Genomic DNA, 23,435 nt, shown 5'->3' with positions numbered 1-23,435 from the left:
CCTTGGGGAAGTCAAGGGGCCGCCGGCGCACGCGTGGCGAGAGCAGCACGGGGGATTGTTTGCAACCGGCTGTTGCCGCTTCTTTCTGGGAACCAGACCGTAGACCTATTCGTTCTATCTGCATGAGCAATGATCTGTTTCGCCTTATCTATGTGAGTACCGCTCGTCCCGGATTGTCGGAAGAGGATATGTTGAATGTTCTCAACGCTTCCCAGTCCAATAATGAGGAGCGCTACATCACCGGGTACCTCGTGCATAACGGGGGAAGCTTCATGCAGCTGATCGAAGGTCCGCGCGTAGAGGTTGAGGATATTTACGACCGTATCCTGAAGGACAAGCGCCATTCCGGCATCGTGCGCATTCTTGCCGAAAAGGCGGAGTCGCGGGCCTTCCCGCGCTGGTCGATGAATTACTTCCGCGTAGATAAAAGCGGACATAACGGGACAATGATGGTCCGCCGCGACGACCCCGTGGACAGTCTGATGGCGGCCGACGCCCCGCGCGACCTGATCCACACCTTCTCCAAATTCATCCGGCAGGGCTAAGCCCCCCGCCGGCCCCGGAGGAGCTTGGCAGCCGCGATGGCGAGGCCAACAAGGACAAGGCCGGCAATGAGCAGGCTGAGGGGCTCGGCGCCGAAAGTCTCGAAGTATTGCGTGTATCCATGGATCGCCAGGAAAACGACGGCGCTGACCGAAAGGAAGCCGCCGCGCCGGGCCGTGAAGGCGAGGGTGAGCGACAGGGCGGCCCAACCTATGGCGAAGATCCAGGGCGCAAGGCCGAAGGCGGGCTGTGCCGCGTCTTCATAGGGCCAGCGCGCGCCGCCCAGAACATCGCCCCAGAACGAGCCCACCCAGAAGGCAAAGTGAACCAGAATCAGGCTGGTGCGGGCCGCGACCGTGATCAGATTGGACCAGCTTTCCGGAACATGCCCGCGCAGCCGGTAGAGCCCGGCAGTGAGCAGGCCGAAGACGGCAATCGTCAACGTGGGTTCCTCGACGAAGAGGGCGTAGCTGGCGTGCCAGTAGCCGGTGCCAGAGCCAAAAACGGCACCCAGGGCGACCACGGCGAGCGCAGCCAGGAAGGCCGAGCGATACCAGATCGCGCCTGCCGTCAGCAGGAAGGTGATCAGCAGGGCGGGCTGGGTTGGGTGAGCCTCGCGGAACTCCCAGCCGACCCAGCCAGCCAGGCCCAGCGTGCCCATGAGGGCGAGCGCGGTTGCCAGCAGCGTGAAGCTCTCGCCGGTCATCAGGCGGCGCAGCGCCTCTGCCCCCGCGAGCGCGCCGAGGGCCAAGAGCAGCCCGGTGGCCGCATTGGGCACCAGCGCGATGGCCGCCACCGAAACGGCGATGGCCCCGAAGATCAGGAGCAGGTTGACCGCCAGGCCGCCCCGCCGGTCTGGCAGGGCCAGCGCGGTGAGCCGGGCGGCTTCCTCCGGCGTGATCTGAGCGGTGGCCTGCAGCGCGGAGAGATCGAGGCGGATGATGGACATGGGTTTGCTCCAAAATAGTGAGCGCTCACTAACATAAGCGAACCCGCTGGGCAAGGGTCTTCGGCGCGCCCTCCTTCCGGCCCGTCTTGATTTCGCCGGGATTTGGAGGCTCCCTGAGGGTGGACGCCATGTGGAGGGACGCCATGCGCCGGGTTTTTGCTGTTATCTCTGCCATCCTGCCCGCTCTGGCGGTGGCCTGTGTGTATGCCCCGGAAGGGGCGCCGCCACCGCAGCCCGTGACGCTTGCGGCGCCCGCGCCGGCACCCCCGGCGCATTTTGTGGCGCTGACGGCGACGCTGCCCCACGCACCCAGCGAGGGCCTGCCCCCCTCGGTGCTCGACCCCATTCAGGAGGGCGCCCCGCTGCTGCTGGACTTGACGCTTCTGCCGCCGCTGACCCCCTCGATCCGTCAGCCTGACGGCACCTACATCCTCGCCGAGAGCTGCGATTTCGGGGTGGTGGAGGCGGGCGCGGTCTCGTTGCCGACGGGTTCCTATCACATGCTGATCAATGCCGAGCTCGGCACGCCGTCGGCCAATCCGGCAAGCCTTCTGAGCTGCGAGTATGATCCCGCCCTGATGAGCGACGACTCCCCGGGTGCAAGCTGGCGCCTGAGGGGCTGTTTCCTGCCGCAGGCGGTATCCATCCCCACAGCCACGCTCTGGGCGCTGAGCCCGCTGCCGGCGAGTGCCTGTGGCATCGGGAATTGACCCGGCCGCGTGCCCGGCCTAGCTCGCTAGCCCATGACAGCTCCGCTTTTCCCGCCCGGCCTTGCCGGTCTCGCCAGCCGCTATGACACCATCCTCTGCGATGTGTGGGGCGTGATCCATAATGGCCGCGCCGCCTTCACAGAGGCGTGCGACGCGCTGGTGAAGTTCCGCGAAGGCGGCGGCCGGGTGTGCCTGATCACCAATGCCCCGGTGCCCGAAGCGCAGGTTGTGCGCTATTTCGAGCCGCTTGGCGTGCCACGCGAAGCCTTTGATGCCTGCGTCTCCTCGGGCGACGCAACCCGCTATGAACTCTCCCAACGGCCCGGCCAGACCGTCTGGCGCCTTGGCGGGGATGAAGGCTGGGAGCATGACCGCCACCTTTACGAAGGCCTGGACCTGAAGTTTCAGGACGATGCGGGCGCCGATCTCTTGCTGTGCATCGGCCTGCGGGACATGGCGAACGACCAGCCGGAGGACTACCGCGCAGAGCTGCGCGAAGGCGTGGAGAACGGCCTGCCGATGCTTTGCGCCAATCCAGACAAGCAGGTGCGCGTGGGCGGCAAGCTCTACTGGTGCGCCGGCGCGCTGGCCGATGTTTACGAGGATCTGGGCGGGGAGGTGATCTATCCCGGCAAGCCTTATGCGCCGATCTACAAGCTGGCGCTCGAACGGGTGGCCGCCATGGGCGCCCCGGCGCGCAATATCCTGTGCATCGGCGACAGCCCGGCCACCGATGTGCGCGGCGCCAGCGGACAGGGCTTCGACAGCCTCTATGTCGGCACCGGCCTGAAGCAGCATGGCGCTGATTTTGAAGCAGAAGTGACCGATCTGCTGGCCGATTACGGGGAAATGGCCACTTATGCGATGACGGGGCTCAGATGGTAAGCAAACCCTGGGCACCGCAGCGCCTCGCAGGCGAGCAGGGGTGACGGCGGCTTCTGCCCCGTGTAACGCACTTCAGGACACAGAATCAGGGAGTAATCCGGCCGCATGACCCAGTTCACCGGTTACAAATATGAAGACCTCGAGATCGGCCAGGCGCACGAAACAGTGCACACGATCACGGAGAACGACATCCAGCGTTTCGCCGAGGTTTCGGGCGACTATAACCCGCTGCACATGTCCGACGAGTTCGCCGCCAAGACGATCTTCGGCAAGCGCATCGCCCATGGCGCGCTGACAGCCAGCTACATCTCGGGCATCCTGGGCAACAATCTGCCCGGCCCCGGCGCAATCTTTGTCGGCCTCTCCATGCGCTTCAAGCGGCCGGTCCATATCGGCGACACCGTCACCGTGCGCGCCGAAGTGGCTGAGAAGCAGGACCGCGGTAACCGCGTCACCCTGAAGGTCGAATGCATTGTCGAAGGCAAGCGCGTCATCACCGGGGAAGCCGATGTGGTGGCTCCCAGCCGGGAGAAGTGATGGCAGTCTTTGCCGAATATCGCGGGCTGCCGGAAACGGCGCGGGGCGCGTCCATCGCGCTTGGCAATTTTGACGGCCTGCATGCCGGCCACCGCGCCGTGATGGACGCGGCGCGTATTGCCGGCCATGGCAGCTTTTCGGTGGCGACCTTCGAGCCGCCCCCGCGCGCCTATTTCCGCCCCGGCGACCCGCCTTTCCGCATCCTGCGGCCAGAGCGGCGCAACGACCTGATCCTCGCCGCCGGCGCCACCCATGTGTTCGAGCTGCCCTTCAATGGCGAGATGGCGGCGATGACCGATGAAGGCTTTGTCCGCCAGGTGCTGGTTGAGGGCCTTGGCGTGTCGCATGTCTCCGTCGGCTTTGACTATCGCTTCGGCCGCGGGCGGATGGGCCATGCCCAGCGCCTCGCCAGCCTCGGCCGCGCGCTGGGGTTTGGCGTGACCATTGTTGAGGAAGTGTCCGGCCACGGCGGCAAGGCCTCTTCCACGGCAATCCGTCAGGCCCTGATGGCCGGCGAGCCGGAAGTGGCCGCAGACTTGCTGGGCAGCCCCTGGATTGCCGATGGCATCATCGAGCCAGGCGAGAAGAACGGGCGCACCTTCGGCTTCCCCACCGCCAACATGGCGCTGGGCGATCTCATCCACCCGAAGATGGGCGTCTATGCCGTCCGCCTGCGGATCGAGGGGGAAAGCGAGTGGCGCGACGGCGTGGCCAATTTCGGCCGTACACCGACCACCGGCCTGCGCGACCCGCTGCTGGAAACCTTCATCTTCGACTTCAACCGCGAGATTTACGGCCAGCGCGTCGAGGTTCAGCTCATCGCCTATCAGCGTCCGGAACTGAAATTCCCCTCGCTGGATGCGATGATCGAGCAGATGCACAAGGACGCCGAACTGGCCAAGGAAATCCTCGCCGCCCGCCGCTGAAAGGCGAGGGCGGGTCTAGCTTCCTTCCTGCAGATGTTCCAGCTTGGCCACCAACTCAGCCTGGCGGCGCACACCCAGCTTTGCATAGAGGGCCTGAAGCTGGGACCGTACCGTGGGCAGGGAGACCCCCCGGCCGGTGGCTATGTCGGTTACGCTGACGCCGCGGGCCAGGGCAAGGGCGATGTCAGCTTCGGCGGGGGTGAGGTTGTACCGGGCACGGATTACGCTTCGGCGTTCTTCCAGCGTAGTCGCTTCCCGCAGGATGGCGAGCGCAGCGGGGCCGGTGCCCAGGCCCTCGCGCTCTGCCGGGAGGGGTTGAAGGTCCAGCATAGCGCTGCCGATAAACAGAGACAGTGGCGGGGCCTTCCCCTTGCCCAGCCTGGAGAGCCAGGCTTCCAGCGCGTCACGCGCGGCCCCGTCCTCCAGCTTCAGGCGTCCGCCTGAAAGGCGCAGGCCCTCTCCGCGTTCAGCAATGTCCGCGCCGCGGCGAGAAAGGCCGATCACCCTTCCATCTGCATTCAGAATGAACGCCGCTGCCTTCACCGCTTCAAGGGTGGCCAGCGTGGCGTGCACGGCGGCGAGACCAAGGGCGGCGCGTGTCTGCACGGCGGCCTGCAGGTAAGGGGCCAGCGCCATGAAGGTGCGCAGCGCGTCTGCATCGAAGATGCCCTGGCGCTTCGTGCGGCTGACCGAGGCGCGCACCAGCAGTTCCGGCGTGCGCAGCAGCACGATCTGGCAGTTATGCGAGAACCCGTGGGGATCGAACATCTCGGTATAGATGGGCGAGGCGGCGCGCTCGCCTGCGCTGACGAAATCCTGATCGGCGCGCAGCTGCATCACCGGCGCAGACTGCCCGATTCGCAGGCGCGGATTGGCCCGCATATTGGTCAGGCCGAAAGCCTCCACATCCTGCAGGAATTCCGGCGGTGTCTCGGTCAGCCGGTGCAGCACGATGTTCCCGCTACTGCTCAGCCCGATGATCTGCCCACTGCGCCCGCCACATGCCTCTGCAAAGGCCGTCAGGGCATCATCCCACCGGCCAGGCTCCACCACTGTTTCCAGCAGCAGGCTGCGCGCCGCTTCAAGGCGGCCTTCGGCAGAGGAACGGCCCGATCGCATCATCAATATTGATGATGCGGGATTACGCAGTTTTCGCAAGTATATCTTCGGATGCGCAGAAGACTGGAACGGGGGGACCGCATGAGGGAACGCAAAACGCTGTGGCAGAGCCTGCGGGGGATATTGTCGGCGCTGGCCTGTGCCAGCCTGCCGGTCCTGGCGACGTTCAGACCGGAGACAAGGGCCAAAGCCGGGCCGGATCTTTGAGAGGTTCTGAAATTCTACACTATCGACCTTGGCCGTTCACGGAGTGAACCTGAGGTGCCGATTGTGATAATCTGCATTTAGCATGGAGTGATGAATATGCGATCGTTTTTAGTTGGCAGTGAAAGCATCAAAACCCGAAATGCCTTTCTTGCTTGTGCCGCTGCATTGGCAAGTTTGATTGGTGTGCCGTCGGGGGTCGCCAGCGCTGACCCGGAAGGGAGGTTTAATGCCTATCAGACGACGCAGGGCTGCATATTCTACAACTATGAGTATGGCCCGCCAGAGACGGGCTGGTGGACCATTAGTTGGAGTGGGAACTGTAGTCGTGGACAGCCCATTTCCGGCAGCGGAGTTCTGACGTGGCGGAGCGAATACGAAAACTATGGCACGACAGTCTACGAGGGACGGCATACCGGGACAATGGCCGGTGGCGTCTGGGAAGGAGAAGTTCGCAAGGAAAGTCTCGAATCTGAGGATGGTGGGCCGTGGCTGGGGGCGTGGCGGTGCGGTGACGGTGGAGGCAGTCGATGCCATCCAGATTTCTATACCTATTCCGCTGGGTGTGCAGCGAAGTACAGATACAAACACAGGAACGAGCCTTATGAAGAGATAACATTCACTACAAAATGTCCGCCTCCTCCCGGACAAGTCAGTGGAAGCCCAAAAGCTGATCCGAGTGGGGCCACTCCGAAGCCAATTGAAGCGCCTCGGGCGGGCGATCGTGCGCCGGCTGCGACTAACTCGGGAGGAACAGATTACGACAGTAATTATGTCCCGTATGCGACTTCAGACGCCCTGGTGCCTGTGCCGAGCAATACTGGCTGTATCTCCGCAAAGTATGTCCGTCATTCTCTCGGATCGCATTATTTTGAAGTATCAAGCACCTGCTCCACGCCGGTTTTCTACGGTTTGGGACCAGCGGGTTATATTGAGAAACTGCGCGCGGCGTCTCAGTCGGAGCGACAGGCGATGAACTATGACAATGCGCTTTTCACCGGAACGATCAATTCTGGGGAAACCAGAGAAGAGCGCCACGACGAGGTTGAAAACGACACCGTAGGCCAGCTGCGCACTCCCAAAACGGTTCTCTTTGCCTGCAAGACTGAAAAATGGGCATCGCAAGAGGTCGGGATTTCGCTCAGCCGGGTTTACTTTGATCCTGATATGGGCGGGTGCATGGGCGTTCCAAACGTAAAGAAACCTTCGCCAGGCACCGGAAACTAGCGGGCCGGCACAGCGCCGCCAAATCCGCGCAGTCTGCTCTGCTTTGATGGATGTATCTTGGTATGTCTGGGAAGTGGGCGAATACTCCCCAGACTATGAAGACGGAGACGACTGGTAGGCGCCGCCGGGCAGGGGTGACAGCCCCCGCCCGTTCATGCTAACCGCCCGGACCATGGAAAAGGCACGGGCCCGCAAAATCATACGAATTAGCGGCCCGGCCGCCGTCTGAACCCTTGTTTCAGCGGTGGCCGGGTAAAGTTCGTTTGCCCCAATGATTTCAACCGGTGCCTCCGCTGCCCCCATCTGATCGACCAGACATCATGACCGAATCGACCGCCCCTGAACGCGATTACCGCGACACCCTGTTCCTGCCGAAAACCGAGTTCCCCATGCGCGCCGGCCTGCCCAAGGCAGAGCCTGAATGGATCAAGCGCTGGGACGCCCTCGGCCTCTATGAAAAGCTGCGCGCCGACGCAAAGGGCCGCGATCCCTTCATCCTGCATGACGGCCCGCCCTACGCCAACGGCCACATCCACCTCGGCACGGCGCTGAACAAGATCATCAAGGACATCATCGTCCGCTCCCACCAGATGCAGGGCTTTGACGCCTCCTATCTGCCGGGCTGGGACTGTCACGGCCTGCCCATCGAATGGAAGGTGGAGGAGGAGTTCCGCTCCAAGAACCGCCCGAAGGACTCTGTGCCCCCGGCCGAATTCCGCGCCGCCTGCCGCGCCTATGCCGAGCATTGGGTGGGCGTGCAGAAGGCCGAATTCCGCGCCCTCGGCATCGAAGGCGAATGGGACAATCCCTACCTGACGATGGCCTTCGAGAGCGAAGCGATGATCGTGTCGGAATTCCTCGACATGGCGATGAAAGGCGGCCTCGTCCGCGGCGCCAAGCCCATCATGTGGAGCCCCGTGGAACGCACCGCGCTGGCCGAGGCGGAAGTGGAATATCACGACCGCAAGGTGCCGGTGGTGTGGGTGAAGTTCTTCGTAACGTCTGCAGCACCCATGGAAGATTTTCCCGATCCTGTCGATTTCATGGAATCTGATCCGTCGGTTGTTATCTGGACGACAACGCCTTGGACTATTCCTGCCAACCAGGCAGTCAGTTTCAATCCCGAGATCAAGTACGGCCTTTATGAAGTCGAATCTGTAATCAGCGAGGAAGAGCTCGGGTTCGCGCCGTATGTGAAGTCGGGTGAAACACTGATTGTGGCAGACGCCCTCGCGCAAACGGTTATGGATAGCGCTAAAGTGAAGACCTTCAGGAAGGTCGGCGCCGTTGATCCGACTTGGTTGACGCTGGACCACCCGTTGGCGGAACTTGATCCATTCTTCCAGCATCCCATCCCCATGCTCGCCGGCGAGCATGTCACGGACGACGCTGGCACAGGCTTCGTGCACACCGCGCCCGCGCATGGTGAGGATGATTTTGAGGTCTGGGTCGCCTCAGGCCATACCACGCAGCAGATCCGCCAGATCGTCGATCCGGATGGGAGGTACACGGATGAAGTGCCCGAACCCCTGCGCGGTCTCGACATCATCGTCACCTCCGGCAAGAAGCGCGGCGAGGCGGGGAAGGCGAATAACGAAGTCATCCGTCTCCTCGCCGAGTCCGGAAACCTCCTCGCGCGCGGCGTCACCACCATCCGCGACGCCCATTCCTGGCGCTCCAAAGCCCCGGTCATCCGCCGCGCGACGCCGCAATGGTTCATCGCGATGGACAAGCCGGCGCATGGCGGCAAGACGCTGCGTGAGCTGGCCCTCAAAGGCATCGCCGACACCGAATTCTTCCCGCCCACGGGCCGTAACCGCCTGCAGGCGATGGTGGAAGGGCGGCCTGACTGGCTGATCTCGCGTCAGCGCAACTGGGGCGTGCCGATCACCCTGTTCGTCAACGCCAAGGGCGAGCCCCACACGGCTGCCCTCAGCAAGGAACAGGCCGACAAGCTCAACGCCAACATAAAGGCCGCTATCGAAAAAACCGGCGTAGACGGATGGTTCGCCACACCGGACGCTGACTTCTTTGAAGGCACCGGTGTCTCGCCCGAAGGCTGGGAGAAGGTGACGGACGTTCTGGACGTGTGGTTCGATTCCGGAACGACGCACGCCTTCGCCCTGCGCAAACGCGGCATCATCGACAACGCCACGGGGCAGGCGGACGTTTACATGGAAGGCTCTGACCAGCATCGCGGCTGGTTCCAGTCTTCCCTCCTGGAAAGCTGCGCCACGCGCGGCATGGCGCCCTACAAGAAGGTCGTCACCCACGGCTTCATCGTGGATGCTGACGGCAAGAAGATGTCGAAATCCATCGGCAACACGATCGAGCCCCAGCAGGTGCAGAAGGATTACGGCATCGAAATCCTCCGTATCTGGACGGCTTCGGCCGACTATATGGAAGACCTGCGCATCTCCGACGAGATCATCAAGGGCACCGTCGAAACCTACCGCAAGCTGCGCAACACGCTGCGCTACCTGCTCGGCGCGCTGGACGGGTATACGGCGCAAGAGGCCGTGGACGCCGCCTCAATGCCCGGCCTGGAGCGCTTTATGCTCCACCGCCTCGCAGACCTCGACGCCCAGATCCGCGCCGCCTATGCCAGCTTCGACTTCAAGCGCGTGATGACCCTGCTCATCAACTTCGTGAACGTCGAGCTTTCCGCGGTCTATTTCGATGTCCGCAAGGATTCGCTCTATTGCGACCCGTCCTTTGCCACCGCCAGCGGCTGGGACGCGGCCACCGCGCAGTGGGGCAACCGCCGCCGCGCCGCGCGCACGGTGATGGCCGCCACGCTGGAACGGATGCTCGCCTGGCTCGCCCCGGTGATGCCCTTCACCACGGACGAGGCCTTCGGCGAAAGCCACCTCAAGGGCGCGGCCCCCTCGGTCCACCTGCTGCAATTCCCCGCCACGCCCGAGGGCTGGCTCGCGCCGCAGCTGGCTGCCCGCTGGGAGAAGATCTTCGCCGTCCGCCGCGTCGTCACCGGCGCGCTGGAAGTTGAGCGCCGCGAGAAGCGTATTGGCGCCTCGCTGGAAGCGGCCCCGAAAGTCATCATCGCCGACAAGGCGCTGATCGACGCCTTCGAGGGGGAGAGCGCGGCTGACATCTTCATCACCTCCGGCGCAGAGCTGGTTTTGGCCGCCGAAGGCCCCTCCGGCGCCTTCACGCTGCCCGATGCCCCCGGCATCTGGGTCGTTCCGGAAAAGGCCACCGGCATCAAATGCCGCCGCAGCTGGAAATATTTCGACCCCGCCACGGCAGACCCGGCCTTCCCGGACATCACCCCCCGCGACGCGCTGGCGGTGAAAGCCTGGGACAAGGTGGCCGGGTAGGGGCAGGGAAGCCTCTCACCTCCCATTGCTGCGCAATGGGCCCCTCCTCTCCCAGAGGGAGAGGGGTTTGGACTTCGCCGCGAGCGCAACGCTAAGCCCCTCTCCCGCGAAGTGGGAGAGGAGGGGCCCGCGGCCACCAAAGGCCGTGGGAGGTGAGGGCCTTCCGCCCATTCCCCCTGCACAGAAGCGCTTGATCCGCCTGCCAGCCTCTGCAATCTCAGCAGCATGAAGCTATCGCCGCAGACAATCTGGCCCTTCGCGGTGATTCCGCTCGTTGTCCTGTTCGATCAGGTGACGAAATGGCTGATCCTGGCGGAGCCGCGCCTGAACGGGCTCATCTGCCTGCATGACAAGACCCTCTGCGGCAAAATCGCGGTTCCTGGCCCGGTTGATCTCTCGATGGTCTGGAACCGGGGCATGTCTTTTGGCCTGTTCCAGTCGGAAGGCATCATGCGCTGGGTCATGGCGGGCCTGATGGCGGCCATTGCTATCGGTTTCTTCTTCTGGCTGCTGCGCGCCGAAGGGTGCTGGCTGAAAGCCTCCCTGGCCCTCGTGGTCGGCGGCGCCATCGGCAATCTCATCGACCGGGTGCGCTTTGGCGCGGTGGTTGATTTCGTTGACGTAAACGAGCTGACGCTCGGTTACTTCCCCTGGGTCTTCAATGTGGCCGACGCTGCCATCACCATCGGCGCGATTCTCCTGTTTGTAGACCAGTTCTTACTTTCGCGCCCGAAACAGGCTAACAGCCTGAAGCAAGGTTAACCCACTCCAGTTCAAGCGGATCTCGTAAAGTCACATGAAAAAGACCCTCCCGCTCCTCGCCGCCGGCCTCGCTCTGGGTGTCACGGCGGCCTGCTCGTCCACCGGCAATGCCGGCACGGCCACTCCCGACGAGTTTCGCGTGGTCACCAAGCCGCCGCTTTCCATCCCCCCGAATTACAGCCTGCGCCCGCCTGCGCCCGGCACCACGATCCCGGCGGAAGTCGAAGTGGCCACCAGCGGCGGCACGTCGGCGTTCGGTTCGGGCCTGGGCCAGCAGGCCAGCGCTTCGGAACGGGCCCTCGTGGCAGCGGCCGGCGCCAATGCGGTCAATCCGTCCATCCGCGCCCAAGTCGACTGGGAAGAGACCAAGGCCATCCGCAAATCGCCCACGATTGCCGATCGCATTCTCTTCTGGCGCAAATCCAACCCGGAAGACGCCGCCTCTGCGGCGGTCGACAACGCTACCGGCGATCAGACGGTGACGATCGAGCAGGCTGGCGGCGGCCGCCGCATCAAACTGCCCGGAACCTGATGAATTCGGATGGGGGCCTTCGTGCCCCCATTTTTCTGCCCCTCCAGATCGGAGCTACCCCATGAAACGGATACTCGTCGCTGCAGGGCTCCTCGCCTTTGCAGTTGCTGGCGCTTCAGCCGAGCCGGCCACCGCGCCCAACACGCCGTCCAGCTTCACGCTCGACAATGGCATGCAGGTGGTCGTTGTGCCCGATCACCGCGCCCCCGTCGTCACGCACATGGTGTGGTACAAGGTCGGCGCCGCCGATGAGGCGCCCGGCAAGTCCGGCATCGCCCACCTGTTCGAGCATGTGATGTTCAAGCAGACCAAGAATATCGGCCCGGAGGAATTCACCTCCATCGTCCAGCGTTCCGGCGGCCAGCTCAACGCCTTCACCTCCTGGGACTACACCGCCTATTTCGAGCGGGTGCATAAAGACCAGCTCGGCAAGATGATGGAGCTGGAAGCCGAGCGGATGGTGAACCTCATCATCAATGACGACCCCAAAGGCCCGTTCATCGCCGAGCGCGATGTGGTGAAGGAAGAGCGCCGCCAGCGGATCGAGAACAGTCCCGGCGCGCTGCTTCAGGAAATGGTGCTCAACGAGTTCTGGAAGGGCCACCCCTACGAGATCACGGTTATCGGCCTGATGGATGAAGTCGCCGCGCTCAGCCCGCAGGACGGGCTCGATTTCTACAAGGAATATTACAGCCCGGAGAACGCCATCCTGGTAGTCGCCGGGGATGTGACCGAAGAGGACGTCCGCGTCCTGGCCGAGGAGCATTACGGCCCTATCGAGCCAACCGGCCAGGCCCACAGCGCCCGCAAATGGCAGCCCGTTGCCCCGCTCGCCGAGACGAAGCTGATCACCCATTCCGATCCCAAGGTGCGCCAGCCCGTCTGGAGCCGCTATTATCTGGGCACGTCCTTCAAGCGCGATCCGGAAACCGCCCTTGCGCTGGAGGTTGGCCTTGAAGTGCTCGGCGGCGGCATGACCAGCCGGCTCTACCAGTCGCTGGTCGAACAGCAGAAACTGGCCATCAATATAGCCACCTTCGCCTGGACCACGCTGCATGATGAAGGCCCGGCCGTGATCTATGGCACGCCGGTCAGCGGCGTCAGCCTGGAAGATCTGGACGCTGCCGTGATGGCCGAGATCGAGAAGATCCTCGCCGATGGCTTCACCGAAGCCGAAGTCGTCCGCGCGCGAAACAAGCTGGCCGCTACCGCCATCTACCAGCAGGACAGCCAGTCCTCGATGGCCAACCATTACGGCGCCAATCTCGCCCTCGGCTTCACGCTGGAAGAGATCGCCGCCTATCCCGACGAGGTACGGCAGGTCACGCCCGAGCAGGCGCTGGCCGCTGTGCGCGCCGTCTTCGGCGCCGACAAGAATTACATCACTTCCCATCTTCTGCCGGCCGAAGGAGACCTCTGATGTTGAAACTCCGGCTTTTCTCCGGCGCGGCTGCCGCGCTTCTGATCACCGCCTGCGCCGGCACGCCTGCGCCGCAGGCTTCCCTCGACGCGGCCCCGGCGACGCCCGCGCTCGCCGTTGATGTCTATGATGGCGATTTTGTCGATATCCAGCAGTTCACCACCCCCGGCGGCGTATCGGTCTGGCTGGTGATGGAACCGTCAATCCCGATCGTCTCGGTACAGATGGCCTGGCGCGGCGGCTCGGTGGCGGATCCGGATGGCCTGGAAGGCCTCGGCCAGGCGGTTGTCTACGGCATGAATGAAGGCGCCGGCGATCTCGATTCGCTCGCCTTCCAGACGGCCATGGAAGAACTGAACATGAGCTTTGGCTGCTCCAACGGCACCGAATGGACCAGCTGCTCGGCCACGATGCTGTCAGAAAACGCGCCCGCCTCGATGGCGCTGGTCGCCAGCGCGTTGACGGCGCCGCGCTATGATGAGGGCCCGTTCCAGCGCTTCCTGCGGGAGCAGGAAGTCGGCCTGAAGACACGCGAAACCTCGGCGGGCTATCTCGTCTGGCGTGCCCAGTCCCAGGCGCTTTATCCAGATCATCCCTTCGCGCGGGAAGTGACGCCCGAAAGCCTCGCTGCGCTCACCCCGGAGCTGGCCCGCAGCCATATGCGCGCGCTGATGCGAAAGGACGGCCTTCTTGTCACCGCCGTCGGTAACATCACCCCGGAAGACCTTGCCCCGCTGATCGACACCGCCGTCGCCGCCCTGCCGGAGACAAGCGAGATCCCGGCGGTTGCCCCGGTCACCCTGCCGGATACGGCCGCTGCCGATCCCGTCATCGTGCCGCTGCCCCAGCCGCAGAGCCTTGTGCGCTTCATCGGCCCGGCCATGGACCGGGCAAACCCCGACTATTTCCCCGCCTATGTGCTGAACTACACCTTCGGCGGCGGCGGCTTTGAAAGCCGGCTGGTGAAGACCCTCCGCGTCGACAAGGGCCTCACCTATGGCGTCAGCTCCAGCATCGACCCAAACCCCTCCTTCACCGTCTGGTCGGGCGGGGGGCAGACCAAGAATGAGAGCGCCGGCGATTTCATCACCGGCATTCGCGACGAGATGCAGAAGTTCATCGATGGCGGCGTAACCGAGGCGGAGCTCTCCGATGCCAAGGCCTATCTGATCGGGTCCTATCCGCTCGGCTTTGACTCCAATGCCAAGATCGCCAGCAACATCATGTCCGTCCGCCAGGATGATCTGGGCGTCGACTATTTCGACCGCCGCAATGCCCTGATCGAGGCCGTCACCCTCGAAGACGTAAACCGCGCCGCCGCCACCTATCTGGCGCCCGGCCGCTACAGCTTCTTCGTCGTGGGCGAGCCTCAGGGCCTGACGGCAGAATAAGGCCTGCCTGAAGCAGAACGTGCGCCCCCCTTCCGCGTGCGGGAGAGGGGCGCCGTCAATGGCAGAAACTGTCCCCAGCCTGTCCGGATTTGTCCGGAATTGTCCGAAACTGTCCGGATTTGTCCAGGAGGTGTCCGCGCCTGTCCGCCCCCGTCAGGGGGAGAGACGCGCCGTTATCCACGCCCCTCAGCAGCCTGAAACCTCGGCCCCGCCGGCCATCCCGCCGCCGCGCAGCCGTCCTTATCCGCCAGTCTTCTGCAGCGGTTAGACTCTCCCCCATCAGAAACGGGATTTTCCGGCGAAATTTCAGCCAGCAGTCTTTCTGGGGAGGGGGCAGACCAGAGCCGCAAACCGCACTTGCCTTCCGGGCATGCTCCCGGCTAAGAGGGCGTCTCGGTGGGGCGATTAGCTCAGTTGGTAGAGCGCCTGCTTTACACGCAGGATGTCGGCGGTTCGAGCCCGTCATCGCCCACCATTTTCCTTCCGGTGCGGGCCTGTTTTTGCCTTGGTTGTGTCCCAGGGTTGACGCTGGCGCAGTCTCAGTCAGGCTATGTTGCGCGCAGACTGGAGGAATACGCCATGAAACTTTCCCACCTTCTGATGGCGGCGGCGGCGCCGCTGATGATTGCCGGTTGTGGCGGTCCATCTCCGGAGGGGCCGGGCGATGCGGATGCTTCGCTCGCCTTCGGAACTGATTATGACTGCAACGGGTTCACCGTCTCTCTCGGTATTCTGGACGAGGAGGCAGTGCTGCGCGCCAAAGGGAAAGAATACCGGCTGACCCCGGTTGAGGCCGCTTCCGGCGCCAAATATGCCGCCGAGGGTACGCCGGAAACCTCGTTCTGGAACAAGGGCGAAGAGGGCCTGCTGATGCTGGAGGGCGTGGAATATCCCGGCTGCACACAGGCGGGCGGCTATGGCGATCCGGCAGAGGTAATCGATACCGGGGATCTCGGGATCGGCCGCGCGCAGGTCTGGACGGCGCGGGGAAATGAGCCGGGCTGGACGGTGGCGCTGGACGGGACGACGCTGACCTACACCTATGCCTATGGCGAAGGCCAGTATGACGCGCCCCAGCCGGAGGCCGAAGCCATCGAGGGCGGCAAGCGCTATGCGACCGCCGATGGTGTGCTGAGCGTGACGGTGCTGGACAAGGTGTGCGCCGATGACATGAGCGGGATGCCCTATCCCCAGACGGTGACCGTGCAGATGGAAGACGCGCGGGTGCAAGGCTGCGGTGGCGACGTGAATGACCTGCTGGCAGGCGCATGGGACGTGATCGAGGTGAATGGGGCGCCGGTGATGCCGGATGTGGTCATCACGGCGATCTTCGAAGCCAATACGCCGCCAAATCCGGAGAATCCGGGGCAATTCGTGCCGGCGACGGGCCAGGTGGGCGGCAAGGCCGGGTGCAACAGCTATGGCGCCGAATACACTGTCTCCGGTGAAGGGCTGGTGATGGGCGATGCAACCTATACCGAGATGGCCTGCCCGCCGGATGTGATGGCGCAAGAGGCGGCATTTCTGGACGCGCTGGGCAAGGTATCGATGATCAGCTTTGATGCGGGCGGAGAGATGGAACTGCGCGACCATGAGTTCCGGCAGCTCTATCTCCGGCGGCAATGACGCCTGACCCGCGGGCACCTGTTGACGGCCCGGCCAGCGCTCAGCAATCCTGCCGGTAATTATGCGTGAAATCACGCAGCCACTGGGAGGAATTGCAGGCGATGGATACGACCGTCAGCAAGAGCACGACACGGATTGCGATACTCGGCGCGGGCATGAGCGGCCTTGGCGCAGCGGCCAAGCTGAAGGAGGCGGGCTATAGCGTTATCGACATTTTCGAGAAGTCAGGCGGGGTAGGCGGCACCTGGCGGGACAACACCTATCCGGGCTGCGGCTGCGATGTGCCCAGCCACCTCTATTCCTATTCCTTTGAGCTCAATCCCGACTGGGATTACAAATGGTCTCTCCAGCCGCAGATCCTCAAATATTTCGAGGACTTTGCCGACAAATATGATGTGCGCCGGCATTGCCGCTTCAATACCGAGATCACCGATTGCCGCTGGAACGATGCGGCCAATACCTGGACGCTGACCGACCGGGCGGGGAAGACGTATACGGCCGATGTGCTGATCTCCGGCCTTGGCCAGCTGAACATTCCGCATACGCCCAATTTCCCCGGACTTGATGCGTTCAAGGGCGCGGCCTTCCATTCGGCTCGGTGGGATCATTCGGTGGATCTGAAAGGCAAGACCGTGGCCGTGATCGGCAATGGTCCGAGCGCGGTGCAGTTTGTGCCGGAGATCCAGAAAGTGGTCGGCAAGATGCTGAGCTTCCAGCGCTCGCCGGCCTGGTGCCGCCCGCGCGGGCAGCGCGCGTATGACGCGAAAGCGAAGAAATACTTCGCGGGCGCAGACTGGCGGATCAACTGGTATCGCTGGCGCATTCGGGCGTTTGCCGATTTCGGCTTTGGCGCCTTCCTGCAGAAGTCTCCGATGGGGCTGGCGAACTCCATGAAGAAGATGTGCCAGAAGCATCTTGAGGACCAGGTGAAAGACCCCGTTCTGCGGGAAAAGCTGACGCCGGATTTCGAGCCGGGCTGCAAGCGTATTCTGATTTCGGACGATTATTATCCTGCCCTCTGCCAGCCGAATGTTGAGCTGCTGCGCCAGGGTATCAAGGCGGTGACGCCGGACGGCGTGATCGGCGAGGATGGCCACGAATACAAATGCGATGTGATCATCTGGGCGACGGGCTTCCAGTCGACCGAGTTTCTCACGCCGATGGAGGTTTATGGGCGCAATGGTCTCAGCCTCAACCAGGCCTGGAAGGATGGCGCCGAAGCCTTCAAGGGGCTGGCGGTTTCCGGCTTCCCGAACTTCTTCATGCTGTACGGGCCCAATACCAACCTTGGCCACAACTCCATCATCCTGATGGTGGAGCATCAGATCCACTACATGATCCAGTGCATCGACAAGATTGCCGAGAAGGGCGTGGCGGCCATCGATGTGACGCCTTCTGCGATGACGGCGTATAATGTTCGTGTACAGAGCGAGATTGCCAAGACGGTCTGGGCGTCGGACTGCCATAGCTGGTACAAGAACGAGGCCGGCAAGGTGACCAATAACTGGTATGGCAAGACCACCGACTACAAGAAGGAAACCCGGCATCCGGACTGGACGGATTTCGAGGTGGTGGAGGGGTAGGCGCTCACCTCCCCCGCGCTTTGTGCGCGGGCCCCTCCTCTCCCAGAGGGAGAGGGGTTTGGACTTCGCCGCGAGCGCAACGCTAAGCCCCTCTCCCGCGAAGTGGGAGAGGAGGAGCCCATTGCAAAGCAATGGGAGGTAAGGGCCTTCTTGGTTACATCGGCTCGGTGCGGATGGGCGCGAGGTCCGGGTAGACCGGCTCGCGCTTTTCGGCGCGGGCGGCGAAGGCTTCGGCCATGTGCGGCGGGGGGAACATCGCGGTGTTCCAGAGGCCGATATAGTCCAGCGTTTCGGCGGTGGTGTGGTCGCGCCCGTAATTGATGAGGACTTTCGAGCCGGTGACGGCGAGGGGGTTTTTCGAGGCGATTTCGCGCGCGGTGGCGAGGACGCCGGCGAGAAGCTCTTCATGCGTGTCGTAGATGTCGTTCACCAGGCCGATTTCCTTGGCCTTCGCCGCCTCTATCTTGCGGCCGGTATAGGCAAGTTCCTTGACCCAGCCTTCGGGAATGTAGCGCTGGAGGCGCGGGAAGGTGCCAACGTCTGCGGTCATGGCGATGTTGATCTCCATGATGCAGAAATAGGCGTCTTTCGTGCACCAGCGGATGTCTCCGGCGGTGATCATGTCGATGGCGCCGCCGATGACCGCGCCATGGCAGGCGAAGAGAACGGGCACGCGGGCGTCTTCAAGGCAGTTGAAGGAGGATTGGATGGCCTTGACGTTCAGCCGGAAGGCCTCGGCCATCACATAGCGGTCATGCTCGGCAGCCGGGCGGGGGCTGGTGAAGACGGACGTGTCCATGCCGGCGGAGAAGTGTTTCCCGGTCGACGAGATCACGATGACGCGGGCGAGGGCGTTATTATCGATGGTGCGGACGATCTCGGGCAGCTCGTTCCAGAAGGCCTTGTTCATCGTGTTCATCGCCTCGGGACGCGACATCTGGATGTGGGCGACCTTGTCCTCAATGGTCACCTTGAAGGCTTCGTATTTGTCTTTCAGCATGGGTGTCTCCTCCGTTTGGGGAGAAGTGTAGCAGGCAGGCGCGGCGCGGCGAGGGGTGACGCGGGGGGAATGGGCGGGGCTATTCCGGAGCCAGCCGGAGGATTTCGCAGAAGGCCAGCAGGATATGGTAGAAGGTTGAGGCAGGGGTTGTGGCTGTCTGAAGCCTTCCGTCCTGAGTGAAGGCGTCCACCCACAGGCCTTCTGGAACGCATGGGCCCAGATGGAACCGGAAGAGCGCGCTGCAGGCACTTTCGACCTGGGGCCAGGGGGAGGTTCCGGTGACCTCGTAAAGTCCGAGCCAGCCCTTGATCCGCTCCGTGTTTGGCCAGGTTCGCGACTGGGTGTCGAGCTGTTTTCCCGTATGGTCGACGGCGTTCAGGGTGAGGCCGGAGGTCTGGCAGACGCCCAGCGTTTCGGCGGTCAGCACCAGATCATGGATGAGGCCTGAATGATCCTCCCCTGTCAGAAGCTGATGCTGCGCTAAAATCCAGGCCCATTCGAAATGATGCCCAGGCTCGATCCGTATGGCGCCGCAAGCTTCAGCGATTGGCTGGAGGCCGTCGGTGAAGAATTCGGGGAGGGCTTTCGACTGGGGCTGGTAGAGGCGTTGCACGAACAGATCTGTCAGTTCACGCGCAATACGGATGTGATGGCGGGCGGGTATCACGGTTTGAAGCTTCAGGACCGCTTCGAGCAGATGCATATGCGGGTTCTGCTGCCGGGGAAGGGTGGGCGGAAATGTGTTGTGGAATCCCGCTTCTGATCCGTGCCGGAAAAGATTTTCCACAAGGTCCAGCGTCTGGTTGGCATACTCCAGGGCGATCTGCCGGCCCGAGGCTTCCAGATACCAGGCAAGGCCATAGAGGCAGAACGCAAAATCGTAGAGATCAGGGGTGAGGTCGAGAGGTATCCCTTCAGCGCTCGCGGTGCGGCACCAGCCTCTGTCTGCGCCCATCCACAACTTTGTGGTCATGTAGCTGAAGACCTGATCTGCGGCGTCCAGCGCGCCGCGGAGGCCCAGCAGATGCGCCTGGCTGAAGACGTAGAGCTGGCGCCCGCACACCCGTGTCCGACGCGTGGCGGGAACGTGCTTCAAGGCGGCGCCATCATATTCCAGCAGTTCGACCGGGCCACCATGTAGGGGATCGATGCCGTGCGCGATCCAGAACGGAAGCGCGCGCTCATATGTCCATGCCCGGACGGTTTTGAGGGTATGGGGCGCAAGCAAGGTGAATGTCTTGTCCTGGATGGCGGAACCGGTTGGGGAGGCGGAAGGAAGAGACCGGGGGTCTCTGCCGGTCATGCCTTGCGCAGGCGGGCCCCGATCATCACGCCTCTCTGCCAGGCGACCTCGCATGGAATGATGCGCGGCGTGGACGAATTCGGTGTCGGAATTTCAAGTTCAAACAGCTTCGGGCACGGCCAGGGAATGCCGAGTCTCAGACAAGCGCCGCCCTTCGAGACGTTTATAATTTGTACATCCATGGATGATCGCGAAAAATTGAACAGGATACGTCCGCTTTTGAGCGTGCGGCGGCGAGGCCAAAGGCGGCGATTCCCGGCGGCGGCCGGGAACATATCGCGCGCACTGTGCGTTAGAATCCTACTTGGCATGGCAGTCCTGAGAATACGGGTTCCTCGAGGCGCTTTGCGCCAATGCACACCCTGATCTTCAGCGCTTCTCCAAACAAGCTGACCGGATGGGTAACCCGCTTGCGGGAGTCCAGAATTCCACAGGCCTGAAACAGTCTCAGGAAAGGTTTATGAAATACGTAGACGGAGGGAATTTCAATATCCTCCCCATATGGGCTATCCGGAAGGATGGGCCCGGAAGGATTGTTTCCATGCTAGGGTTGCACTTGGAAATTAGGTCGGCCATCCCGATTGCGTGAATTGCTGCTGCTGCTACAGCTGCAGATTCATAGGCGGATAACTGGTTCTCTGTATCAGGGAGATGCGAATGACCGAGAACCTGTCTTTTTCAATCTGCAAGAGCTGGCAGTTTTCGTCGAATTTGTCAGTGGAACTGTCTGTTCCTTCAGCGTTTTCAGAACAACAGCTTGCGGATGAAATCCGAAATCCGTTGTCCTGCGAGGGGCCTTTTCTGGCGGGGCCTTCGAAGCCTGTGGGGAAACTGCATGGCTGAAGGAGCGCCAACTGAATGTTCTGGAAGGGGCGGTTTGCCCGAAATTCCAGCGGCAGGGATTTGCACGTCCCCGGAGCGTTCACGCATTAATGCACGGTTATCCATTGGTCCCCATGCCCCGGCTCGCCAGCTGTGCGGCGGACGTACGTGACGGGGAGGGTGCATTATCGCCAGGTTGCGCTTTCACCTGCCAAGACGGCGCGTTCCATTTCGCGACAAGTGGCACAGATTGCGATCCTGTGCGGCGAACATACTGGCGTGGAGTTGGGGAACCCTGAAGCGCTTGGCGCAGGAGGGGGGAGCGGCTCAGAAGTTGGACATTCCGGCTGCTGGGGGATCTTCGTTGGCCAGTGGGCTCCGGCGGGAGCTGCAGGCAAGTAAAACGGAAGCAATTGTTCTGCAGGCCATTGGGCCGCTGATGACGGCAGATATCGGGAGCAGGGCGGTTGTACTTCAGGCAACGCTGCGGAAGCTTGCCCGTCTGCTGTCCATTCAGAAGTTCAGTCTGTGGATAACCTGCCAGGATGGCTTTTTCTGCTCCGAGGAAGAATGGAGCGAAACAAACTTCCAGCGCCGCCTTGTGCCTCGCCGCTGGATTCACACGGACGTGTTCGGGCCGGACTGGGACCGGCTGCTTGCAGGGGAAGCCGTCCCTCTTGGCATCTCCGAAGACATGCCGCCTGCCCACCCGTTGAGGTCTCTCGTCAGAGACGATCCCACCAGATCGCTGATTGCCGTTCCTGTTCTGCGGAAAGGTGAGGTTCGAAGCCTCGTTCTTATAAAGGTTTCCAGAAAGCGAAGGCAGCTTCTGCTGCGTGAAGCCATCTCGCTGAAGACAATTGCCCATGTGCTCGATGGTCTTCATGAATCCGGTGATGCCGGGCAGGCGGGAACATCCCATCTCCGGCATTCGCCCGGCGTGGCCGAACCGGCGCATCCGTTTCTGCCAAAGGGAGATGAGATGAAGCTTTCGGGCGGGCAGCCGATGATGGCCGGCCGGACATTTCACCACGAGAAGAGGCCGGGGCCCGGCAGGCAGTCTCCTGCTCCTGGGCCGGGAGGTCATTCGGGAAGGGCGCCAGGAATGCCCCTGAATCGAGGGCTGTGGGTCAATCAGGACAAGCGTAGGGCAGCGGAAGCCGGGGAAAGAACCGACGGCATGGCGGCATTCATGTTACCGCTATGGAAGCGCGCCAAATTCCTGGAAGCGCCTGGTTGGCCAGAAGGTGATGTGCTGGGCGCCGGTGCGATGAGCTGGCAGGCAACATCGGCGGGGCAACCGGCCGGCGGCGCGGGATTGCACGATCAACTCGCCCGCGAGCTCGCTCATGATTTCAACAATGTGATCGCCTCGATTGCAGGTTCTGCGGCGCTGATTGAGATGCGGCCGGAAGAAGACGTTGTCTCTCATGCGCAGCGGATCCTTCAGGCGGCGGATCAGGCTTCCGGACTGGTAAGGAAGATCCTGGAAAAAGATGTGCAGTCCAATCAGTCCGTGCCGATCCGGTTCTGCGAAAGTGTCAAAGAGGCCTCTGCCATCGTAAAACCCACGCTGCCGGACGATGTTGTTCTGGAAGTGATTTGCCACGCTGGCAATGACTACCTCAGGGTCGAACCGACGGAATTCTTTCAGGTTATCCTGAACCTCGTCGTCAATTCACGGGATGCCTTCCCGGCGGGGCAGGTGGATCGATGGATCCGGGTATCAGGATTTGCCGCGTCAACCAGTCTGATCCGTGGGAAGATGGCCATTGGATCGATAGACTCCCGGCGCCGCTATGTATGCCTGGAAGTATGCGACAATGGCTGCGGCATGGAAGCCTCGGTGGCGGACAAGATGTTCCACCCCTATTTCACGACCAAAGGGGTTGATGGCACCGGCCTGGGCATGGCGATCGTCTCCCGCATTGTACGGGGACATGAAGGTGCGATCCAGATTGATTCTGCGTTGGGGGCGGGAACCCGCGTCAGGATATTCTGGCCACTGATGGAATTTCAGAACGAGAGCGGGGGCGACCCAATGTCATGAAGCCGCCACCCGTGGGCGCCCGATAGAGGGCCGCTGCAGCCTTCAGGCCCTATCCTGGCCTGCAACTTTCATGTTGCCCGAAGTCTGCGGGAAAGCTTCGTCCGCGAGCCTGCCTTTACGGGTTGCGCTGGCCCACCAGGCGCCCGCCAGAAAGCCGATTGTTCCGCTCACCCATATCAGTCCGATAGATACGACTAACGACATGCTGGTTTCCTCCGCCTGACAACCTGACATCGACCCAATCCTACCATCGCGCGCATGTTCATAACCATCATCCGTATGGGGTACCTTTTATGGGCTATCGATGGGGGGCAGGCGCCGCCTAGTTGATCACACCCGTGATGCCGGACCTGTTGCCGGCTTGGGGCGGCTCACTGGCCAGGGGCTCACCGGCGCCAGAGGCGGCTGGGGGTATCTCTGTGCCGGCGGGCCGTATGGATGAAGGAAAGGGCACGCAGACCATATGGAACAGCGCGGGGAACTGGCAGGGGACAGATTATTCCCGGTG

20 protein-coding genes and 1 tRNA gene are annotated in these 23,435 nt (G+C 62.6%); 16 read left to right on the top strand and 5 right to left on the bottom strand.

Translation table 11 applies throughout. The annotated features are described in order from the left end of the window. The first annotated feature begins 122 nt into the window (after window positions 1–122). Window positions 123–545 (top strand): BLUF domain-containing protein, encoded by a 423-nt coding sequence (locus BBF93_RS13295; RefSeq protein ID WP_114106251.1) that lies wholly within the window; start codon window positions 123–125, stop codon window positions 543–545. On the opposite strand, the gene BBF93_RS13290 is transcribed toward BBF93_RS13295, so the two are convergent. Continuing rightward, the gene (locus BBF93_RS13290; RefSeq protein ID WP_114106250.1) at window positions 542–1,492 is read right to left on the bottom strand and encodes a hypothetical protein; all 951 of its coding nucleotides are present in this window, start codon (window positions 1,490–1,492) and stop codon (window positions 542–544) included. The genes BBF93_RS13295 and BBF93_RS13290 overlap by 4 nt on opposite strands. Before the next feature lie 143 nt (window positions 1,493–1,635). Here BBF93_RS13290 and BBF93_RS13285 point away from each other — a divergent pair, with 143 nt between their 5' ends. The 4 genes from BBF93_RS13285 (at window position 1,636) to ribF (ending at window position 4,550) form a co-directional block, all read left to right on the top strand. Continuing rightward, window positions 1,636–2,202: a hypothetical protein gene (locus BBF93_RS13285; RefSeq protein ID WP_114106249.1), complete on the top strand. Its 567-nt coding sequence runs from the start codon at window positions 1,636–1,638 to the stop codon at window positions 2,200–2,202. A gap of 33 nt (window positions 2,203–2,235) precedes the next feature. Then, window positions 2,236–3,087: a TIGR01459 family HAD-type hydrolase gene (locus BBF93_RS13280; RefSeq protein ID WP_035601842.1), complete on the top strand. Its 852-nt coding sequence runs from the start codon at window positions 2,236–2,238 to the stop codon at window positions 3,085–3,087. Window positions 3,088–3,192: 105 nt separating this feature from the next. Then, window positions 3,193–3,624 carry a MaoC family dehydratase gene (locus BBF93_RS13275; RefSeq protein ID WP_035601839.1) on the top strand — a complete coding sequence of 144 codons (432 nt, stop codon included), beginning with the start codon at window positions 3,193–3,195 and terminating at the stop codon, window positions 3,622–3,624. Further along, a complete protein-coding gene (gene ribF, locus BBF93_RS13270; RefSeq protein WP_114106248.1) occupies window positions 3,624–4,550 on the top strand; it encodes a riboflavin biosynthesis protein RibF in 927 nt (308 codons plus the stop codon). The genes BBF93_RS13275 and ribF overlap by 1 nt, the downstream gene beginning before the upstream one ends. 15 nt (window positions 4,551–4,565) lie before the next feature. On the opposite strand, the gene BBF93_RS13265 is transcribed toward ribF, so the two are convergent. Beyond that, window positions 4,566–5,672, bottom strand: coding sequence for a helix-turn-helix transcriptional regulator (locus BBF93_RS13265; RefSeq protein WP_114106247.1), 1,107 nt, complete (start codon window positions 5,670–5,672; stop codon window positions 4,566–4,568). 1,173 nt (window positions 5,673–6,845) lie between these two features. On the opposite strand from BBF93_RS13265, the gene BBF93_RS13260 reads away from it, so the two are divergent. From BBF93_RS13260 to BBF93_RS13220, 9 genes are all read left to right on the top strand, one after another. Then, on the top strand, window positions 6,846–7,100 hold the full coding sequence (locus BBF93_RS13260) for a hypothetical protein (RefSeq protein ID WP_114106246.1): 255 nt from the start codon (window positions 6,846–6,848) through the stop codon (window positions 7,098–7,100). 320 nt (window positions 7,101–7,420) lie between these two features. After that, entirely contained in the window at window positions 7,421–10,438 is a 3,018-nt protein-coding gene (ileS, locus tag BBF93_RS13255; protein ID WP_114106245.1) for an isoleucine--tRNA ligase, read from the top strand. 225 nt (window positions 10,439–10,663) lie between these two features. Next, window positions 10,664–11,200: a signal peptidase II gene (gene lspA / locus BBF93_RS13250; RefSeq protein WP_114106244.1), complete on the top strand. Its 537-nt coding sequence runs from the start codon at window positions 10,664–10,666 to the stop codon at window positions 11,198–11,200. 34 nt (window positions 11,201–11,234) lie between these two features. Next, window positions 11,235–11,732: a DUF3035 domain-containing protein gene (locus BBF93_RS13245; RefSeq protein WP_035601824.1), complete on the top strand. Its 498-nt coding sequence runs from the start codon at window positions 11,235–11,237 to the stop codon at window positions 11,730–11,732. 61 nt (window positions 11,733–11,793) lie between these two features. Beyond that, window positions 11,794–13,152: a pitrilysin family protein gene (locus tag BBF93_RS13240; protein WP_114106243.1), complete on the top strand. Its 1,359-nt coding sequence runs from the start codon at window positions 11,794–11,796 to the stop codon at window positions 13,150–13,152. Continuing rightward, entirely contained in the window at window positions 13,152–14,543 is a 1,392-nt protein-coding gene (locus BBF93_RS13235; protein ID WP_035601818.1) for a pitrilysin family protein, read from the top strand. Before BBF93_RS13240 ends, BBF93_RS13235 begins: the two co-directional genes overlap by 1 nt. 399 nt (window positions 14,544–14,942) lie before the next feature. Then, window positions 14,943–15,018, top strand: a tRNA-Val gene (locus BBF93_RS13230). A gap of 104 nt (window positions 15,019–15,122) precedes the next feature. Then, window positions 15,123–16,169, top strand: a complete 1,047-nt coding sequence (locus tag BBF93_RS13225; protein ID WP_114106242.1) for an META domain-containing protein — start codon at window positions 15,123–15,125, stop codon at window positions 16,167–16,169. Between the two features lie 65 nt (window positions 16,170–16,234). Beyond that, a complete protein-coding gene (locus tag BBF93_RS13220; RefSeq protein WP_233349127.1) occupies window positions 16,235–17,752 on the top strand; it encodes an NAD(P)/FAD-dependent oxidoreductase in 1,518 nt (505 codons plus the stop codon). A 154-nt stretch (window positions 17,753–17,906) separates the two neighbouring features. On the opposite strand, the gene BBF93_RS13215 is transcribed toward BBF93_RS13220, so the two are convergent. The 3 genes from BBF93_RS13215 to BBF93_RS20080 all read right to left on the bottom strand — a co-directional run bounded on the left by BBF93_RS13215 (window position 17,907) and on the right by BBF93_RS20080 (window position 20,330). Continuing rightward, a complete protein-coding gene (locus BBF93_RS13215) occupies window positions 17,907–18,752 on the bottom strand; it encodes a crotonase/enoyl-CoA hydratase family protein (protein WP_114106240.1) in 846 nt (281 codons plus the stop codon). A 79-nt stretch (window positions 18,753–18,831) separates the two neighbouring features. Beyond that, a complete protein-coding gene (locus tag BBF93_RS13210; RefSeq protein ID WP_162786567.1) occupies window positions 18,832–20,055 on the bottom strand; it encodes an AGE family epimerase/isomerase in 1,224 nt (407 codons plus the stop codon). Further along, a complete protein-coding gene (locus tag BBF93_RS20080; RefSeq protein WP_162786566.1) occupies window positions 20,052–20,330 on the bottom strand; it encodes a PilZ domain-containing protein in 279 nt (92 codons plus the stop codon). The genes BBF93_RS13210 and BBF93_RS20080 overlap by 4 nt, the downstream gene beginning before the upstream one ends. 382 nt (window positions 20,331–20,712) lie before the next feature. On the opposite strand from BBF93_RS20080, the gene BBF93_RS19565 reads away from it, so the two are divergent. Then, a complete protein-coding gene (locus tag BBF93_RS19565; protein ID WP_157532909.1) occupies window positions 20,713–20,898 on the top strand; it encodes a hypothetical protein in 186 nt (61 codons plus the stop codon). A gap of 313 nt (window positions 20,899–21,211) precedes the next feature. Beyond that, window positions 21,212–22,927, top strand: coding sequence for a nitrogen regulation protein NR(II) (locus BBF93_RS13200; RefSeq protein WP_162786565.1), 1,716 nt, complete (start codon window positions 21,212–21,214; stop codon window positions 22,925–22,927). Window positions 22,928–23,435 lie beyond the last annotated feature (508 nt).

The organism is Hyphomonas sp. CACIAM 19H1 (assembly GCF_003325995.1).
Taxonomy (GTDB): domain Bacteria; phylum Pseudomonadota; class Alphaproteobacteria; order Caulobacterales; family Hyphomonadaceae; genus Hyphomonas; species Hyphomonas polymorpha.
This window is presented reverse-complemented; position numbering and strand designations above follow the sequence as displayed.

Excerpts from the sequence above, each read along its gene's own strand:
- BBF93_RS13285 (WP_114106249.1), top strand. The coding sequence starts at position 1,636 with ATGCGCCGGGTTTTTGCTGTTATCTCTGCCATCCTGCCCGCTCTGGCG.
- BBF93_RS19565 (WP_157532909.1), top strand. The coding sequence starts at position 20,713 with ATGACCGAGAACCTGTCTTTTTCAATCTGCAAGAGCTGGCAGTTTTCG.
- BBF93_RS13290 (WP_114106250.1), bottom strand. The coding sequence starts at position 1,492 with ATGTCCATCATCCGCCTCGATCTCTCCGCGCTGCAGGCCACCGCTCAG.
- BBF93_RS13210 (WP_162786567.1), bottom strand. The coding sequence starts at position 20,055 with ATGACCGGCAGAGACCCCCGGTCTCTTCCTTCCGCCTCCCCAACCGGT.
- ribF (WP_114106248.1), top strand. The coding sequence starts at position 3,624 with ATGGCAGTCTTTGCCGAATATCGCGGGCTGCCGGAAACGGCGCGGGGC.
- BBF93_RS13225 (WP_114106242.1), top strand. The coding sequence starts at position 15,123 with ATGAAACTTTCCCACCTTCTGATGGCGGCGGCGGCGCCGCTGATGATT.
- BBF93_RS13275 (WP_035601839.1), top strand. The coding sequence starts at position 3,193 with ATGACCCAGTTCACCGGTTACAAATATGAAGACCTCGAGATCGGCCAG.
- BBF93_RS13235 (WP_035601818.1), top strand. The coding sequence starts at position 13,152 with ATGTTGAAACTCCGGCTTTTCTCCGGCGCGGCTGCCGCGCTTCTGATC.
- BBF93_RS13240 (WP_114106243.1), top strand. The coding sequence starts at position 11,794 with ATGAAACGGATACTCGTCGCTGCAGGGCTCCTCGCCTTTGCAGTTGCT.
- BBF93_RS20080 (WP_162786566.1), bottom strand. The coding sequence starts at position 20,330 with ATGTTCCCGGCCGCCGCCGGGAATCGCCGCCTTTGGCCTCGCCGCCGC.
- BBF93_RS13265 (WP_114106247.1), bottom strand. The coding sequence starts at position 5,672 with ATGATGCGATCGGGCCGTTCCTCTGCCGAAGGCCGCCTTGAAGCGGCG.
- BBF93_RS13280 (WP_035601842.1), top strand. The coding sequence starts at position 2,236 with ATGACAGCTCCGCTTTTCCCGCCCGGCCTTGCCGGTCTCGCCAGCCGC.
- BBF93_RS13245 (WP_035601824.1), top strand. The coding sequence starts at position 11,235 with ATGAAAAAGACCCTCCCGCTCCTCGCCGCCGGCCTCGCTCTGGGTGTC.
- ileS (WP_114106245.1), top strand. The coding sequence starts at position 7,421 with ATGACCGAATCGACCGCCCCTGAACGCGATTACCGCGACACCCTGTTC.
- BBF93_RS13215 (WP_114106240.1), bottom strand. The coding sequence starts at position 18,752 with ATGCTGAAAGACAAATACGAAGCCTTCAAGGTGACCATTGAGGACAAG.
- BBF93_RS13295 (WP_114106251.1), top strand. The coding sequence starts at position 123 with ATGAGCAATGATCTGTTTCGCCTTATCTATGTGAGTACCGCTCGTCCC.
- lspA (WP_114106244.1), top strand. The coding sequence starts at position 10,664 with ATGAAGCTATCGCCGCAGACAATCTGGCCCTTCGCGGTGATTCCGCTC.
- BBF93_RS13260 (WP_114106246.1), top strand. The coding sequence starts at position 6,846 with ATGAACTATGACAATGCGCTTTTCACCGGAACGATCAATTCTGGGGAA.